Source organism: Streptosporangium sp. NPDC087985, from assembly GCF_044741965.1.
Taxonomy (GTDB): Bacteria; Actinomycetota; Actinomycetes; order Streptosporangiales; family Streptosporangiaceae; genus Streptosporangium.
On the sequence record NZ_JBIUTQ010000030.1, the window covers coordinates 1 to 13,974 of the forward strand.

The following is a 13,974-nucleotide window of genomic DNA, read 5'->3' on the forward strand; positions in this document are numbered from 1 at the left end:
TCAACGCAGCTCGTAACATCGCCGCACGCGGTGTCACAAGCTGGGCAGTGAGTCACGCTGCCTGACGCGGACCAAACCGTCGAAGCCACCGACGGCGAGGAGCTGCAAGCTCAGTCCTTCAGGGCTGAGAAGCTGACAGGAGGCTCCCATGGATGAGGCCAGGCTTCAGGAGCTCGTGGATCAGGTCGTGCTCGACATGGGGGCCGCGTTCGGAGCGGCGACGGTCGTGCTCGGCGACCGGCTGGGCCTGTGGCGGGCGATGGTGGGGGCGGGCCCGCTCAGCGCCGGTGAACTGGCCCGGCGCACCGGTACCGGTGAGCGGCTCGTCGCCGAATGGCTCGCGGCCCAGGCCGCCGCCGGATACGTCTCCTACGCAGACGGTGCCTACACGCTGACCGAGGAGCAGGCGACGGTGTTCGCCGACGAGTCCAGCGCGGTGTTCATGACCGGGCTCGCCGAAGTGATCTCCTCCGTCTACCGCGACGAGGCCAAGCTCGTGGACGCCTACCGGGGCGACAAGGACCTGGCCTGGCCCGGCCACGACCCGGCGCTGTTCAACGGCACCGAGCGGTTCTTCCGCCCCGGGTACGCCGCCCACCTGCAGAGCAGCTGGATCCCCGCGCTCTCCGGCGTCCAGGAAAAGCTGGCCGGCGGTGCCCGGGTGGCCGACGTCGGCTGCGGGCACGGCACCTCGACCGTGGTGCTGGCACAGGCGTACCCGGACGCGTATTTCACCGGTTTCGACCCCCACGAGGCCTCGATCGTGCGGGCCCGCGGACTGGCCGCCGAGGCCGGGGTGTCGGACCGGGTGAGTTTCGAGACGGCCTACGCCGACGACTACCCCGGAACCGGCTACGACCTGGTGTGCCTGTTCGACTGCCTGCACGACATGGGAGACCCCGCCGCCGCGCTGCGGCATGTGCGCTCCGCCCTGGCGCCCGACGGCACCGTGCTGCTGGTCGAGCCGTTCGCGTACGGCCGGCTGCCGGACGACCTCAACCCGGTGGGCCGGCTCTTCTTCAACGCCTCGGCCACGATCTGCGTACCCAACGCGCTCGCCCAGGGCGGCGCCGAGGCGCTGGGCGCGCAGGCCGGTCAGGAGCGGCTGTTCGAGGTGGCCCGGCAGGCGGGGTTCACCCGGACCCGTCAGGCCACCGCCACCCCGTTCAACCTGGTGCTGGAGCTGAAGCCGTAGGACGTCCGCTCACCTGAGACACCTACCGGCCCTGCGGGTCCTGCGGGTCAGGACACGTGGGACGGCGGGGCGGTCCAGGTGTCGCAGGCGGCGGGGGAGACCGCGCGGTAGCCGCGCTTGAACCAGCTGACCCGGTTGGCGCCGGTGCCGTGGGTGCGGTGGTCGGCGTCGTCGCCGCTGGCGCGGAGCACGTCGGACAGCGCCTCCCAGTCCTGCTCGGTACGGGACAGGGAGCGTCGTACGCTGCCCAGGAACACGCCTGACAGGCAGTCCGCCTGAAGTTCGTAGCGGCGGCCGAGCTCGGCCTGGTGGGTGTGGTCGGAGTGGACGCGGGCCTCGTAACCGGCTCTGACGCCGGTGAGGCTCTGCAGGTGGTGGCCGTATTCGTGGGCCACCACCTTGAGGGGGTACAGGTCGGTCCGGTCCTCGATCCAGCCGCCGGTGAGCGGGAACACCAGCGTGGCCCGTTCCGTGCAGTAGAAGGCCGCCGCGTTGGCGGGCCAGCGTACTCCGCAGACGCGCTCGGCGGGTTCTCCGTACAGGCGGACCGTGGGCGTGCGGAACCTCAGCCCGGCCTGGGCGAGGTGGGCGGACCAGGATTTATTCAGGCATTTCATTACCGCCGTCAGGTACTCGCGCGTCCGCGGCATGCCTCCGTCGATGAGCGGCGGTTCCGGGCACGAGGTGGCCGCCAGCCTGCCGGTCGTCAGCAACGGGCTCTTGGCCGGAGCGGCCTGCGCGGCTCCGGCCGGCAGGACGGTAAGGCACACGGTCACCAGGAGGGTCCACCGGGCGAAGCCGGTCAGGCGTCGGAGAGGTCGCCGGGAATCGGCGCCGGGCGGGGGGAAGCGCATGGTCGGACAGCTTAGAGCTCCTCACCCGTTGAGCTGAGGCGGCGCCGGCGGCCGAGGCTCGGGAACACGTGACGACTCTCGTCGCGGAACTCCCGGATGCCCTCGTCCGCTCCGCCCCGCGACCACCCGCGTGTTGCGGAAACCGCGCAACGACTCGCGGCAGTCGACGCAAGAATCCAAGAGTGAGCCGTAGCTGGAGAGCAAGGTTACGAAACTATTTCACATGGGCCTTGTGGAGCGGGCTACGGGAGTCCTACTGTCACCTCACCCTCATGGCGTCCGCACCTCCCGAGCGTCTTCAGATGTTCACCCCCCGAGAGAAACGAGCATGCGATGTCACGGAGCATCACAGGAGCTGTAGCGAGGTGGTCCAGCAGACCACCGGGAAGGGCAGCGGCGACGGTCGCGGCGGTGACCGCGGCCACCGTCGGTCTCAGCGCCGTGCTCGGCGGAACGGCCGTTGCCGGCACAGGCGCGGCCGGCGTCTCGACCCCCGTGGTGACGCGCGCCGCCCTCGGCCCGTCGCTCGTCGCGGGCCGCGGCGCCAGTGTCGGCTTCGCCGAGCAGGAGGCGGAGAACGCCGCGACGGACGGCACGATCATCGGCCCGGACCGTACCGCGTACACGCTGCCGGCGGAGGCGTCCGGCCGTAAGGCGGTCAAGCTGACGCCGGGACAGTACGTCGAGTTCACGCTGCCAGGCGCGGCCAACGCCATCACCGTCCGCTACAGCATCCCGGACGCGCCGGGCGGCGGCGGCATCACCGCGCCACTCAACGTCACGGTGAACGGCGGGGCCAGGAAGGCCATGACCCTCACGTCGCAGTACGCGTGGCTGTACAACCAGTATCCGTTCTCCAACGACCCGAATGCCGGCCTGCTGCACCCCGACTGGTGGATCACCGAGTGCGCCTGCGTGCCCGCCGCCACGACGCCGGCCCCGACGATCACCAAGCCGTTCCGCCCGAGCCACTTCTACGACGAACAACGCCTCCTGCTCGGCAGGACGTACCGCGCGGGTGACAAGGTACGGCTCACGGTCCCCGCCGGGAGCAACGCCGCGTGGACGGTCATCGACCTGCTCGACTCCGAGCTCGTCGGGGCGCCGCACCTCAGGCTCGTCGCGGCGAACGTGCTGGCGTTCGGCGCCGACCCGCTCGGCCGGCGCGACTCCGCCGACGCGTTCGACAGGGCGATCGCTTTCGCGAAGCGAAACCACCTCAAGGTCTACATCCCGCCGGGCACCTACCAGGTGAACCGCCACATCATCGTCGACGACGTGACGATCGAGGGCGCCGGCAGCTGGTACACGATCATCAAGGGCCGCGAGGTCGCCCTCGGCACCCCGGCCCCCGACGGCTCGGTGCACACCGGCGTCGGCTTCTACGGCAAGGACGCCTCGGCCGGCGGCAGCAGCAACGTCCACCTGTCCGGCTTCGCGATCGAGGGTGACGTCCGCGAGCGCATCGACACCGACCAGGTGAACGGCGTCGGCGGGGCGATGAGCAACTCGACCATCGACGGCCTCCACATCCGCCACACCAAGGTGGGCATGTGGTTCGACGGACCGATGACCAACCTGCGGATCACCGGCAACGTCATCGTCGACCAGATCGCCGACGGTCTCAACTTCCACACCGGCGTCACCAACTCGGTCGTGTCGAACAACTTCATCCGCAACTCGGGTGACGACGGCCTCGCCATGTGGTCGGAGAACACCGCCAACGCCGGCAACACGTTCGACCACAACACCGTGCAGACGCCGGTCCTCGCGAACGGCATCGCCATCTACGGCGGCACGGACAACACCGTCTCCAACAACCTCATCGCCGACCCGATCCGTGAGGGCAGCGCCATCCAGGTCGGGTCCCGCTTCGGCGCCGAGGCGTTCACCGGGCGCCTGCGGATCACCGACAACACCACGGTCCGGGCCGGCACCTACGAGCTGAACTGGAACATCGGCCTGGGAGCCATCTGGTTCTACGCGCTCGAGAAGAACATCGACGCGGACATCCAGGTGGTCGGGGACCACTTCCTCGACAACACCTACAACGCGATCATGCTGGTCAGCGACTGGCCGGTGAAGGACCTGTACTCGATCACGAACGTCCGCTTCAAGGACATCAGGGTCGACGGCACGGGCACCTCGGTGGTCAGCGCTCGCGTCAAGGGGTCGGCGTCCTTCGAGAACGTGGACGCTCGCAACGTCGGCGCGGTCGGCGTCAACAACTGCGGGTCGTTCAACTTCCCGTCCACCGGCTCGGAGTTCTCGCTGACCGACCTCGGCGGCAACGACGGGGGCGGCACCACCGGGCCCTGGCTCGCCCCGTGGGAACTGCCGAACACCATCACCTGCGACGACCGTCCGCCGGTCGTCGCGCCGCCGGCGCCGTCCCCGTGGTGATCCTCCGCCGGGGCGCGCCGTAGACGTCGCCGCTCCGCCTGGTCGGCTGCCCGGGAAAATCCCGGGCAGCCGACGGAGGAAGGGCTGAGCGGGGGACCGTGCCGCCCGGAGCCAACGGCCTCGCCGTTCATTTACCTGTCGTTCATTTAGGTTTCCGGCCGCCGTCATTCCTATGATCAGAGGCTATGAAAACTGACGCTCCGAACAACTCCAGCCGTCGGCTGCTGGGCTCGACCGTATCGCTGGGCGTGGGGGCCGGAGCCATCGCCTGGCTCTCGCCTGAGGGGACGGGCGGGGCCGGTCCGGCGAAGGTCGTGGACGGGGTTTCGGCATCCGCGTACCGGTCGGTGACCGAGGCGATGGCGGACGCCCCGTCGTGGGCGAGCGCGGCTATGAAACTGGCCACGGAGGGCACCCTGGTGGTCCTCGGGCTGCTGCTTGTCCTGGTGTGGTGGATGGCCCTGCGCCGCAGGGACGTGCACGGTGTCGCCGCAACCGTCATGATCGGCATCGGCACCGTTGCCGCCTACACGGTCAGTGAGGCGGTGAAGGTGGTGGTGCACGAGGAACGGCCCTGCCGGGTGGTGCAGGGAGCCGGAGCGGCGATCGCGGAGTGTCCCGTGCTGGGGGACTGGTCGTTTCCGAGCAACCACGCCACCCTGGCCGCCGGAATCGCGGTCGGGCTGGCCGTACTGCGTCCGCGCCTCGCCGCGGTGACGCTGCCGCTGGCCGTGGCGGCGGCGCTGCTGCGGGTGCTGGTGGGGGTCCACTACCCGCACGACGTGCTCGCCGGCGTGATCCTCGCCACCAGCGTGGTGGTGGCGGTGCTGCTCGCGCTCACGCCGACGGCGACGCGGCTGGTGACACCGCTGCTCGGGCGCCTGTACCGGACCGACCCCGGTCTCGGGAGTCACCACGGCCGCCACCGCATGGCCGCCCCCGACCAGGAGGACAAGGACCGAGCCGACACGGGCCCCGGCTGGTAACCGCCACCTTCGCCTACTCCATCTCCAGTCGTAGTTTCTCCTGCCACACGATGCCGGGACGGATGATCTCCATTCCGTCCTTGATACGCGCCAGGCCCGCGAGGATTACGGGCGAGCCGGTCGCGGACACCGGCTACGGTCCGCGACCGGGAGCCGATCGGCTGTCCGGGCAGGTGGGATCAGGTGCGGGAGAGGTGGTCGGCTTGGCGGATCGGCTCGGGTAGCCGGTAGTGCGGGGTCAGCCGTAGGACATCCGGGCCCGAGTCGGTCAGGTCCACCAGCGGACGCAGTCGCTCCTGGACGGCTTCGGCCTCGGCGATCGTGGTTGGCCAGGGTGAGTTCACGGGGGAGAGCCTATACACGACTGTCCGGAATCTCCTGAGCACCTCAGTACGTCCCGGATTCAGCTGACCACCGGCGTTTCGGTGCTATCCGTTGCCCGCGACTCCAGGCAGGATCAGTTGCGTGAGCTTGCTGGGGTAGTGGGCCAGCTGCCGGGCCTGTCCAGTGTTGACGTCGACCGCGTAGGTGCTCATGAATTCCCTGTCCTGGTAGACGATCGTGACCTCGGATCCGCTCCGCCAGAGGGAAGTGTTGGAGACGCCGCCGTCCTTCGGCAAGCCGCGGATGGCAACCTTCCGCAGGGTTCGCCCGGTCTTGGCGTCGAGAAGGGTGAGCGTGAGCTTCTTGATGTCCCGCATCTCAAAGGCGGCCACCGTGCGGCCGTCCGGGGCGAGCTCGCTGAACATGATGAACACGCCGTCGAAGCGCACCGGCGCGCCTCCACCGGTGACCGGCATCAGCCACAGGTCGGTCTTGACGTACCGGACCAGCGCGGCGACGCCGTCCTTGATGCTGACCGTCTCGAACTTGCCGTTCACCGACACCGTCTTCCCGGTCCGCATGTCGATCAGCACCCCGGGCTCCTTGCTCCCCTCTCGCGGGTCGAAGACCACGTAGCGGCCGTCATCGGAGACCACAAGCATGGAGCCTATGCCGATCCGTTCCTCCTTCACCGTGACGGAGGAGGTCACCTCGGAGCCGCTCATCAGGTCGCGGACCACGTGCGCCTGGGCCTGACGGCTGTAGTAGGCGAGCATGCGCCCGTCCCGGCTGATCGCGATGGGTACACGCCGGTCCTTGGGGTTCCTGACGAGCGCCTGCGGCACCCGGTAGGTCGTGCCTGTGCGGGTGACCACCCGCCACTCGACAGCGCTGCAGTCGAGTGACCGCCACTCCGGGTCGACCTTGCAGGGCGTCTGGTACGCGTGGCTGAGCGACCCCACCCTGCCATCGGGCAGGTCGGGCACAGTGTCCACACTCTGCGGTGTGGCCGTGTCGTCGCCGCGCGGCCCCGGCAGTGCCACAGTCGCCGTCGCCACGCCGAGCACCGCGACCGCCGCGATGGCGGTCAGCGTCAGGGTGGTGCGCCGCCTGCGCCGGTGGCTGGCGATGGCCAGGTCAGCCAGGTTCACCAAGGGGGCCTCGTTGGCGATACCGTCCAGCGCCTCACGCAGCCTCGTCATCGGGCCACCTCCTTGATCTCGGAATCGGACAGCAGGTGCGTCAGCTCGGGCGCGAGCGTGCGCAGGCGGGCCAGCGCGTGATGGGCCTGGCTCTTGACGGTGCCTACCGAGCAACCGAGCGCCTCGGCCGCCTGCGTCTCGGTGAGGTCTTCCCAGAAGCGCAGCACGATCACGGCACGCTGCTTGGGCGTCAGCTTGGCCAGCGCCTGGCGCAGCACGATCCGGTCGAGTGCGGCCTCCTCGTGGGAGGCGCCGTGTTCTGGCGGGTCGGCGCTCGGGAACTCGGGGCGTGGCCGGCGCCACCAGGAGATGTACTGGTTGACCAGCGCCTTGCGCGTGTACGCCTCCGGATTGCCGCCCCTGGACAGCTTGGGCCACTGCCTCACGACCTTGATCAGGACGCTCTGCAGCAGGTCCTCGGCGAGGTGGGCGTCTCCCGTGAGTAAGTAAGCGGTCCGCATCAGCGCCTGCTGGCGGGCGAGCACGAACTCGCGGAAGCCGTCGTGGTGATTCAAAATGATCTCCTCTCGCCCGTTCCCAACGCGACCTGTCGGGCGAATGGTTGTAGTCCTTTCTCTTTCTTCGCAGCGGGGCCGCCCCACCGCCCCTCGACGATCGCCGTGCGGGGCGGGTTGCCGGGGTCGGCGTAGGGCTCGTAAGTGATGTGGTCCGGTGCTCCCATGTACGCCACGCCGTACTGGGCGGGGAGCCGGTCACCTCCGAGCAGGGTGGCGGCGAGGTCCAGCTCTTGCCGTTCGGAGGCGGTGACGACCATGGTGTATACGCCGAGGACGTGGCGGAGTGGCGCGGTAACGCCGAGCCGTTGGAACTCGTAGGTCAGGAAGAGGTCGGGGACAGCTCGCAAGAGTACGTCAGGACCGAAGATCACAGTAGAGGGGAACCAGCGGGATGCCCAAGGCGCGCAAGCAGGAGCTTCATGAGGCATCCAAGCGGCGCCCCACAGGCTGGGTCCGTATCTCAGGCCTGTCTGCGGCACTGTCCGTGGCGCTCTACCTGCTTGGGATGTTTTCGATGCTGAGCCTGGAGAACGACTACCACACTTGCGTCAACTCGCGATTCGGCTATCCCGACGGGCCAGGGCTACCACCCTTCATCCGGCTCGACGACCGATTCTTCCCGCCAAGCGCCGTCTGCCGGTGGGAGGACGGCTACTCGCTCGATCTCGTTCCTTCGTTCGTCTCCCCAGCCCTGCTGATCTGCCTCACAGTGTCGGTCGCCGCCGCTGTGGTTACCGCGGTCAAGCGACTCAGAGCAGGTCGCGTTGAAGAGTTCGGATAAGTGTCGGACGTCGGCGGCGTTGATGCCGTGGACGTCCTGCAGGTCGACGTCGCGTTCGGGACTGACCAGGGTGCTCCACTCGCCAGCCTCCGGATCGGTGACAGGCGTCAATGTTCTGATCGCTCGGCGCCGTCCGGGCGTTTCGCCTACTCTTGATCATCACAGTGAAGATAACGAGGAGGCATCCCCGAATGGGCGATATCAAGCGAAGTGCGACCTTTGCGCTCGGCATGGCGGCCACACTGGCGGCGTCCGTCGCTCTGAGCAGCCCGGCCGTGGCGGCGTCGTCGCCGATAGAGGCCTGCGGCGGCGGCAGCTACCACGTCATCGACAGCAAGGCACTGGGGTCGTACGCCACCATCTATCTGCTCTACAACGGCTCCACCAACTGCGTGGTCACCTGGAAGCAGGGTTCCTACGTGGGCAACAGCGCCTGGGTGAGTGCGGTGGTGCAGGTGTACGGCTCGCCGAGGGTGGTGAACTCGGGCTACTTCGGCTATTACGCCGGCCCGGTCAAGGTCAAGGCACCGGGCAAGTGCATCATGTGGGGCGGCTCCTACAGCGGCCAGTGGTACGAGAGCCCCTGGGAGCACTGCGGCTGACCCTGTCGCGGGCACGGGCTACGGCCCGCGACCGGTGGTCGATTGGCTGTTTGGACAGGCGGGGTCAGGTGCGGGAGAGGTGGTCGGCCTGGCGGATCGGCTCGGGTAGCCGGTAGCGCGGGGTCAGCCGCAGGACATGGGCGCAGGCGTTGTCGAGGCTGATGCGGTGGCCCTGGGAGACGTAGACCGGTCTGACGCCGTCGCGGGTGCGTAGCGCGCGGCCGACCAGCTCGCCGTCGAGATGGATGGGACTCCAGGCCCCGCGTCCGGGGGCGGGGGTGTCGTGGTGACCGACGAACGGGGTCTTGGCCACGCCCAGGGTGGGCAGGCCGGTCAGCACGCCCAGATGGCAGGCCAGGCCGAAGCGGCGTGGGTGGGCCAGGCCGTACCCGTCGCAGACCAGCAGCTCCGGGGCGATGCGCAGGTTCTCCAGGGCGGCCAGCAGCGGCGGCAGCTCGCGGAAGGCGAACAGGCCCGGCACGTAGGGGAAGCGGGCGCGCCCGCGGACCACCGCCTGGTCGACGATCTGGAGCGTGGCGGTGTCGAGGACGACGACGGCTCCGGTCAGCTGATCGTTGCCGGTGGTGTAGCCGACGTCCAGGCCGGCGACGAACTCCACCTGCTCCGGGCCCGGGTCGGTCAGATCCACCAGCGGACGCAGTCGCTCCTGGACGGCTTCGGCCTCGGCGATCGTGGTCGGCCAGGGTGAGTTCACGGGGGAGAGCCTATACACGGCTGTCCGGAAACCCCGGAGCACCTCAGCCTCAGCCTGGGGGCAGACCTGGGCAGACCGGCCCGTCCTTCACTCTGAGCCACCTTGACAGAAGTTGGCTCCCTGCCAGTCGGCTCTGGTCAGCGCGTACTCGACTTCTCCGTGCTCGGAACCCTCGATAAGGTCCGGCCAGTCCTGATGGAAGGTGCGCACGAAGGTCAGGCCGGACTTCTCCATCACGCGCCGGGAGCCGAGATTGACCGCCATGGTCTCCGCGACCACACGCTCCACGCCGAGTTCCGTGAAGCCTTTGCGGATCAGCGCGCGCGACCCCTCGGTGGCGTAGCCCTTGCCCCAGGCGGACCTACGTAGCCGGTAGCCAAGCTCGATCTCGCCGTCCTCCCGCGGCCGGAAGTGGAACCAGCCCAGGAACTGCCCGGTGAACCTCTCCACGGCAGCCCAGAAGCCGAACCCGTCGAACCGCTCGTAGTAGCCGAGAAACGCCGGCAGGACCTCGTTCCGGATCTCGTCGCGGGGAGTCGGCCTGCCCCCGTTGAGGAAACGCATGACCTCGGGGTCACCGTTGAGTTCGAACAGGTTGTCCTCGTCGGCCTCGGTGAAGCGGCGCAGGGTCAGGCGGTCGGTCTCCAGGAAGATCTGCATGCGCTGATTATGGACAACCGAGGAGAGGGCCGTGCGTCTCGGATTCAGCGTACGGCCTGATCGTCACCGTCGTCACCGTGGCTTTGGTGACGCCGTACCTGTGGCTGCGCCACCTCACCTGATGCCGCCGATGGCGTGGGCGGCGTTGATCAGGCCGATGTGGCTGAGGGCCTGCGGGAAGTTGCCGAGGGGCTCGCCCGTGGCCGAGTCGACCTCCTCCGCGAGCAGGCCGACGTCGTTGGCGTGGGACGCGGCGATCTCGAAGGTTCTCCTGGCCGCCGCGTCGTCTCCGGACAGCGCCAGGGCGTGCGCGAGCCAGAAGGTGCACAGCAGGAACGTGCCCTCCTGCCCGGGGAGCCCGTCGGTGGTGCGGTAGCGGTGTACCAGTCCTCGGGCGCCGGTGAGCTGGGTGGCCACGGCGTGCACGGTGGAGCGCACCCGGGGATCATCCGCGCTGAGGAACCCGACAAGGGGGATCATCAGGAGGGCGGCGTCGAGGTCGGTGCCGCCGAACGTCTGGGTGAAGCTGCCGGCCTGTTCGTTCCAGGCCTGCTTCAGGATCGCGGTGCGGATCTCCTCCCGGGTGCGCGACCAGTCGGCGACCCTGTGTTCGGCCCCCAGCAGGGGAGCGAGGGCGATGGCCCGGTCCAGGCCCACCCAGCACATCAGCTTGGAGTGTGTGAAGTGGCGGCTGGAGCTCCGTACCTCCCACAGGCTCTGGTCCGGTTCCCGCCAGCGGCGGGCGGCGGTCTCGGCCACGGTGGCCAGCATGGTGCGGACGAGAGGATCGAACGGGCCGATGTCACAGTAGGTCTGGTACGCCGCGTCCAGCAGTTCGCCGTAGACGTCGAGCTGGTACTGGCGCCAGGCGTCGTTGCCGACCCGGACCGGGGCGCTGCCCCGCCAGCCGGTCAGGTGGGGCAGTAGCCGTTCGCTGAGGTCGCGTTCGCCGCCGATGCCGTACATGATCTGCAGGTCCGCGTCACGGTCGAGCCGGGTGGCGGAGGCGCGGGCGAGGAAGGTGAAGAACGCGGTCTCCTCTTTCTCGCAGGCGGCGGTGGACAGGGCCTGCAGGGTGAAGCTGGCATCCCGGACCCAGGTGAAGCGGTAGTCCCAGTTACGCTCACCGCCGACGGTCTCGGGCAGCGAGGTGGTGGCCGCGGCCACGATGGCTCCGGTGGGAGCGTAGGTCATCGCCCGGAGCACCCGGCCGCTGTGCTGCACCTGTTCGCGCCACGGGCCCTGATAGGTCGCGTGCGCGCGGGACCAGGAGCGCCAGCCCGCGATGGTGTCCTTGATCCGCCGCCGCACCTGCCGCGTGCTCCGGCACGGCGGGTCCTGGGCCCACGCCCATCCGGCCTGGAGCGCCAGGCCGAGGCTCTGCCCTGCGCGCAGGGCGAAGGTGGCAGCCGCGGTCGAGCCGTTCACCCGCAGTTCGACCGGGCTGGACAGGGTGAGCACGGTGGCGCCGCCCCGCGCGATCAGCCCACCGCGTACGAGCTGCATGAGTGGCTGGACGAGACCGAACTCCGGCCGCGGCGCGTAGACCATGGTCACGGGTACGCTGCCCGCGACACAGGTCACCTGGCGCAACAGCAGCCCTGGCGATGACGCGCCCAGCGTGTGGACGCGTTCGCGCTTGCCCAGGGCGAGCGCGTCGAGCAGAATCAGGGTGCCGCTTCGGGTGTGGAAGGTGGTCTCCAGTACCAGGGTCTGCCCGATGTAGCGGCGAGTGACCTCGGCCGGGCAGTCCGGGCCGATGAACCAGTGGCCCGCGTCCTCGTCGAGCAACCGGGCGAAGATCGCCGGACTGTCGAAGCGTGGCAGGCACAGCCAGTCCACCGAACCCTCGGAGGTGACCAGGGCGGCCGAGCGGCAGTCCGACAGCAGGGCGTGGTCACCGATCGCTCGTTGGCTCATCGACCGGCCCGGCGGCGTATCGCGTACAGGAGCGCCGACCCGGCGAAGAGCACGCACGTGATCAGCAGCCACCGGCCGAGGTAGGGGTCGGTGCTCAGCCCGGTCGCCTTCCGGTAGTTGTGCTCGGAGGCGCGCAGGATGAGCGGGAACCAGATGAGCAGCAGCAGCCCGGACAGTCCTGCCGGTACCCGCACGTAGTTGACCGGCGGCCACCGGCGTCGTGGGCGTTGCAGCCTGGTGTCGGCCAGGGAGTAGAGGGGCAGGACGATGAAGTCGTGGAGGATCGCGGCTCCGACGAACCACAGCACGAATCCCAGCACGATGCCGGCGGCGATGACCCGGGTGAAGGCGTAGAGGGCCACCACGAAGCAGGCGACCAGGGCGGCCAGGTGCCACGGGGCGGCGCCGTAGCGGTTCACGACGGCGTCCGGAAGTCGAGTTCGCGGACCCATTTCGTGTTGTGTACGCCGGGGGCGTTGGGCACCATGATCCGGGCGGGGAACCCGTGGTCCAGGGACAGGTCGGCGCCGTTGACCCGCAGGGCCAGCAGGGAACGGGGATCGGCCGCCTGTCCTGCGCTCAGCGACACGTGGCTGAAGACGCCGCCCTGTTGCAGGGAGCGGACGTGGACGCCGACGTCGCCCGGCGCCCCGCACAACCGGGCCAGGTCGGTCAGCCGTACGCCGGTCCACGCCTGTTCGGTCGACCATCCCTCCACGCAGGCGATCGGCAGCCGGTAGGTGTGCAGCGGCAGGGACAGCAGGTCCTGGCGCGACAGCCGTACCAGGCGGGCTCCCACCAACGTCAGCCGCCAGTCCGGGCCGGTCTGGGCGGTGACGACGCCCACGCTCGCCGCCGTCTTGTTCACCGGGAAGTCGTTGGGGCCGGGGCCGTGGTCGCGCCCGTGCGGGGCCAGGAGTGCCGTGGAGCGGATCGGGCCGTCCATCGTCTGGCCGACGGACAGGCCGAACACGGTCAGCGAGCCGCCGCCGACGAAGGCGAGCAGCCCGCGGCGTGACAGGGACGGCGGCGCGGGCGCGGCGGCGACCAGGCCGTCGGGATCGGGTGGCTCGGGCCGCGTGTCACGCAGGGATGTGCGCATTTCCCGGCGGAAACCGCGGGACCGCAAGGCGGTGACCAGCCGGGGGAGCTTGAGGGCGATGTGGACCACCAGAGCGACAAGGAAGATCCAGGCGCCATACAGGTGCGCCGGGTAGAAGGAGAACGGGAAGACGTAGAAGAGCTGGATGTTGAGGATGCCGGTGACGAACTCGAACACCGCGCCGCCGACCAGGAGCAGCAGGCTGGCCCGCTCCAGCAGCTGTGCCGGGGAGCGGGCCGGTGGCCAGACGAACAGCTTGGGGATCACCGACCACAGTTTGGCCAGCAGGATCGGCACCAGCGTCAGTCCGAGGGTGACATGCACTCCCTGGGTGACGCGGTAGAGCCAGAGCGGGTTGGTGGGCCAGTCGAAGAGGTAGAAGCCCAGCAGTCCCTTATCCGGGGTGATGTCGTTGCCCGGGAGTCCGGGATCGTAGGCGGCGTAGGACACCAGGCCGGTGATGGCCACGATCGGGAGTCCCACCAGCAGCACCAGGCCGAACACGGAGGTCAGCCATGGGCCGCGGAGCGGGCTGCGCCAGAACTCGGGCCGGAACGGGCCCGGTGGCCGGCCCTGCCCTCGTAGCCATTCCCGTACGCGTGCGACTCGGGCTTTCCGGCGCTCGCGTGACGCGTCCGACACTGATCACCCCCGAATTCCGCGTCCATGTCGGACGCGCCAGGCCGTTTTGCTGGTTGTCCTTACCGCGTGT

Annotated in this window: 15 protein-coding genes; 5 read left to right on the plus strand and 10 right to left on the minus strand. The window is 69.3% G+C overall.

All coding sequences use genetic code 11. The features are described from left to right. The first annotated feature begins 148 nt into the window (after positions 1-148). Complete coding sequence (locus tag ACIN94_RS30935) at positions 149-1,195, plus strand: class I SAM-dependent methyltransferase (RefSeq protein ID WP_400713896.1); 1,047 nt, start codon at positions 149-151, stop codon at positions 1,193-1,195. 47 nt (positions 1,196-1,242) lie between these two features. Here the strand turns inward: ACIN94_RS30935 and ACIN94_RS30940 are convergent, their stop codons facing one another. Next, a complete protein-coding gene (locus ACIN94_RS30940; protein ID WP_400713899.1) occupies positions 1,243-2,049 on the minus strand; it encodes a neutral zinc metallopeptidase in 807 nt (268 codons plus the stop codon). 411 nt (positions 2,050-2,460) lie between these two features. Here ACIN94_RS30940 and ACIN94_RS30945 point away from each other — a divergent pair, with 411 nt between their 5' ends. After that, positions 2,461-4,452 (plus strand): glycosyl hydrolase family 28-related protein, encoded by a 1,992-nt coding sequence (locus ACIN94_RS30945; protein WP_400713902.1) that lies wholly within the window; start codon positions 2,461-2,463, stop codon positions 4,450-4,452. 185 nt (positions 4,453-4,637) lie between these two features. After that, positions 4,638-5,438 carry a phosphatase PAP2 family protein gene (locus ACIN94_RS30950; protein WP_400713905.1) on the plus strand — a complete coding sequence of 267 codons (801 nt, stop codon included), beginning with the start codon at positions 4,638-4,640 and terminating at the stop codon, positions 5,436-5,438. 179 nt (positions 5,439-5,617) lie between these two features. On the opposite strand, the gene ACIN94_RS30955 is transcribed toward ACIN94_RS30950, so the two are convergent. The 4 genes from ACIN94_RS30955 to ACIN94_RS30970 form a co-directional block, all read right to left on the minus strand. Then, a complete protein-coding gene (locus ACIN94_RS30955; protein WP_400713908.1) occupies positions 5,618-5,782 on the minus strand; it encodes a hypothetical protein in 165 nt (54 codons plus the stop codon). Between the two features lie 84 nt (positions 5,783-5,866). Beyond that, a complete protein-coding gene (locus tag ACIN94_RS30960) occupies positions 5,867-6,964 on the minus strand; it encodes a hypothetical protein (protein WP_400713911.1) in 1,098 nt (365 codons plus the stop codon). Continuing rightward, positions 6,961-7,479, minus strand: coding sequence for a SigE family RNA polymerase sigma factor (locus tag ACIN94_RS30965; protein WP_400713914.1), 519 nt, complete (start codon positions 7,477-7,479; stop codon positions 6,961-6,963). Before ACIN94_RS30965 ends, ACIN94_RS30960 begins: the two co-directional genes overlap by 4 nt. Next, a complete protein-coding gene (locus tag ACIN94_RS30970) occupies positions 7,476-7,829 on the minus strand; it encodes a hypothetical protein (protein ID WP_400713917.1) in 354 nt (117 codons plus the stop codon). Before ACIN94_RS30970 ends, ACIN94_RS30965 begins: the two co-directional genes overlap by 4 nt. A 44-nt stretch (positions 7,830-7,873) precedes the next feature. On the opposite strand from ACIN94_RS30970, the gene ACIN94_RS30975 reads away from it, so the two are divergent. After that, positions 7,874-8,263, plus strand: a complete 390-nt coding sequence (locus ACIN94_RS30975) for a hypothetical protein (protein WP_400713920.1) — start codon at positions 7,874-7,876, stop codon at positions 8,261-8,263. 191 nt (positions 8,264-8,454) lie between these two features. Further along, a complete protein-coding gene (locus ACIN94_RS30980) occupies positions 8,455-8,865 on the plus strand; it encodes a hypothetical protein (protein ID WP_400713923.1) in 411 nt (136 codons plus the stop codon). A 64-nt stretch (positions 8,866-8,929) separates the two neighbouring features. On the opposite strand, the gene nfi is transcribed toward ACIN94_RS30980, so the two are convergent. The 5 genes from nfi to ACIN94_RS31005 all read right to left on the minus strand — a co-directional run bounded on the left by nfi (position 8,930) and on the right by ACIN94_RS31005 (position 13,904). Further along, positions 8,930-9,580, minus strand: a complete 651-nt coding sequence (gene nfi, locus ACIN94_RS30985; protein WP_400713926.1) for a deoxyribonuclease V — start codon at positions 9,578-9,580, stop codon at positions 8,930-8,932. 87 nt (positions 9,581-9,667) lie between these two features. Continuing rightward, entirely contained in the window at positions 9,668-10,240 is a 573-nt protein-coding gene (locus tag ACIN94_RS30990; protein WP_400713929.1) for a GNAT family N-acetyltransferase, read from the minus strand. 114 nt (positions 10,241-10,354) lie between these two features. After that, positions 10,355-12,160, minus strand: coding sequence for a glycoside hydrolase family 15 protein (locus ACIN94_RS30995; protein ID WP_400713932.1), 1,806 nt, complete (start codon positions 12,158-12,160; stop codon positions 10,355-10,357). Next, positions 12,157-12,612 (minus strand): hypothetical protein, encoded by a 456-nt coding sequence (locus ACIN94_RS31000; RefSeq protein WP_400713935.1) that lies wholly within the window; start codon positions 12,610-12,612, stop codon positions 12,157-12,159. Before ACIN94_RS31000 ends, ACIN94_RS30995 begins: the two co-directional genes overlap by 4 nt. Then, on the minus strand, positions 12,576-13,904 hold the full coding sequence (locus ACIN94_RS31005; RefSeq protein WP_400713938.1) for a molybdopterin-dependent oxidoreductase: 1,329 nt from the start codon (positions 13,902-13,904) through the stop codon (positions 12,576-12,578). Before ACIN94_RS31005 ends, ACIN94_RS31000 begins: the two co-directional genes overlap by 37 nt. Positions 13,905-13,974: the final 70 nt, after the last annotated feature.

Bases quoted from the DNA above. Each gene is read 5' to 3' on its own strand.
- ACIN94_RS30935 (WP_400713896.1), top strand. From the start codon at position 149: ATGGATGAGGCCAGGCTTCAGGAGCTCGTGGATCAGGTCGTGCTCGAC.
- ACIN94_RS30940 (WP_400713899.1), bottom strand. From the start codon at position 2,049: ATGCGCTTCCCCCCGCCCGGCGCCGATTCCCGGCGACCTCTCCGACGC.
- ACIN94_RS30950 (WP_400713905.1), top strand. From the start codon at position 4,638: ATGAAAACTGACGCTCCGAACAACTCCAGCCGTCGGCTGCTGGGCTCG.
- ACIN94_RS30960 (WP_400713911.1), bottom strand. From the start codon at position 6,964: ATGACGAGGCTGCGTGAGGCGCTGGACGGTATCGCCAACGAGGCCCCC.
- ACIN94_RS30975 (WP_400713920.1), top strand. From the start codon at position 7,874: ATGCCCAAGGCGCGCAAGCAGGAGCTTCATGAGGCATCCAAGCGGCGC.
- ACIN94_RS30980 (WP_400713923.1), top strand. From the start codon at position 8,455: ATGGGCGATATCAAGCGAAGTGCGACCTTTGCGCTCGGCATGGCGGCC.
- ACIN94_RS30990 (WP_400713929.1), bottom strand. From the start codon at position 10,240: ATGCAGATCTTCCTGGAGACCGACCGCCTGACCCTGCGCCGCTTCACC.
- ACIN94_RS30995 (WP_400713932.1), bottom strand. From the start codon at position 12,160: ATGAGCCAACGAGCGATCGGTGACCACGCCCTGCTGTCGGACTGCCGC.
- ACIN94_RS31000 (WP_400713935.1), bottom strand. From the start codon at position 12,612: ATGGGTCCGCGAACTCGACTTCCGGACGCCGTCGTGAACCGCTACGGC.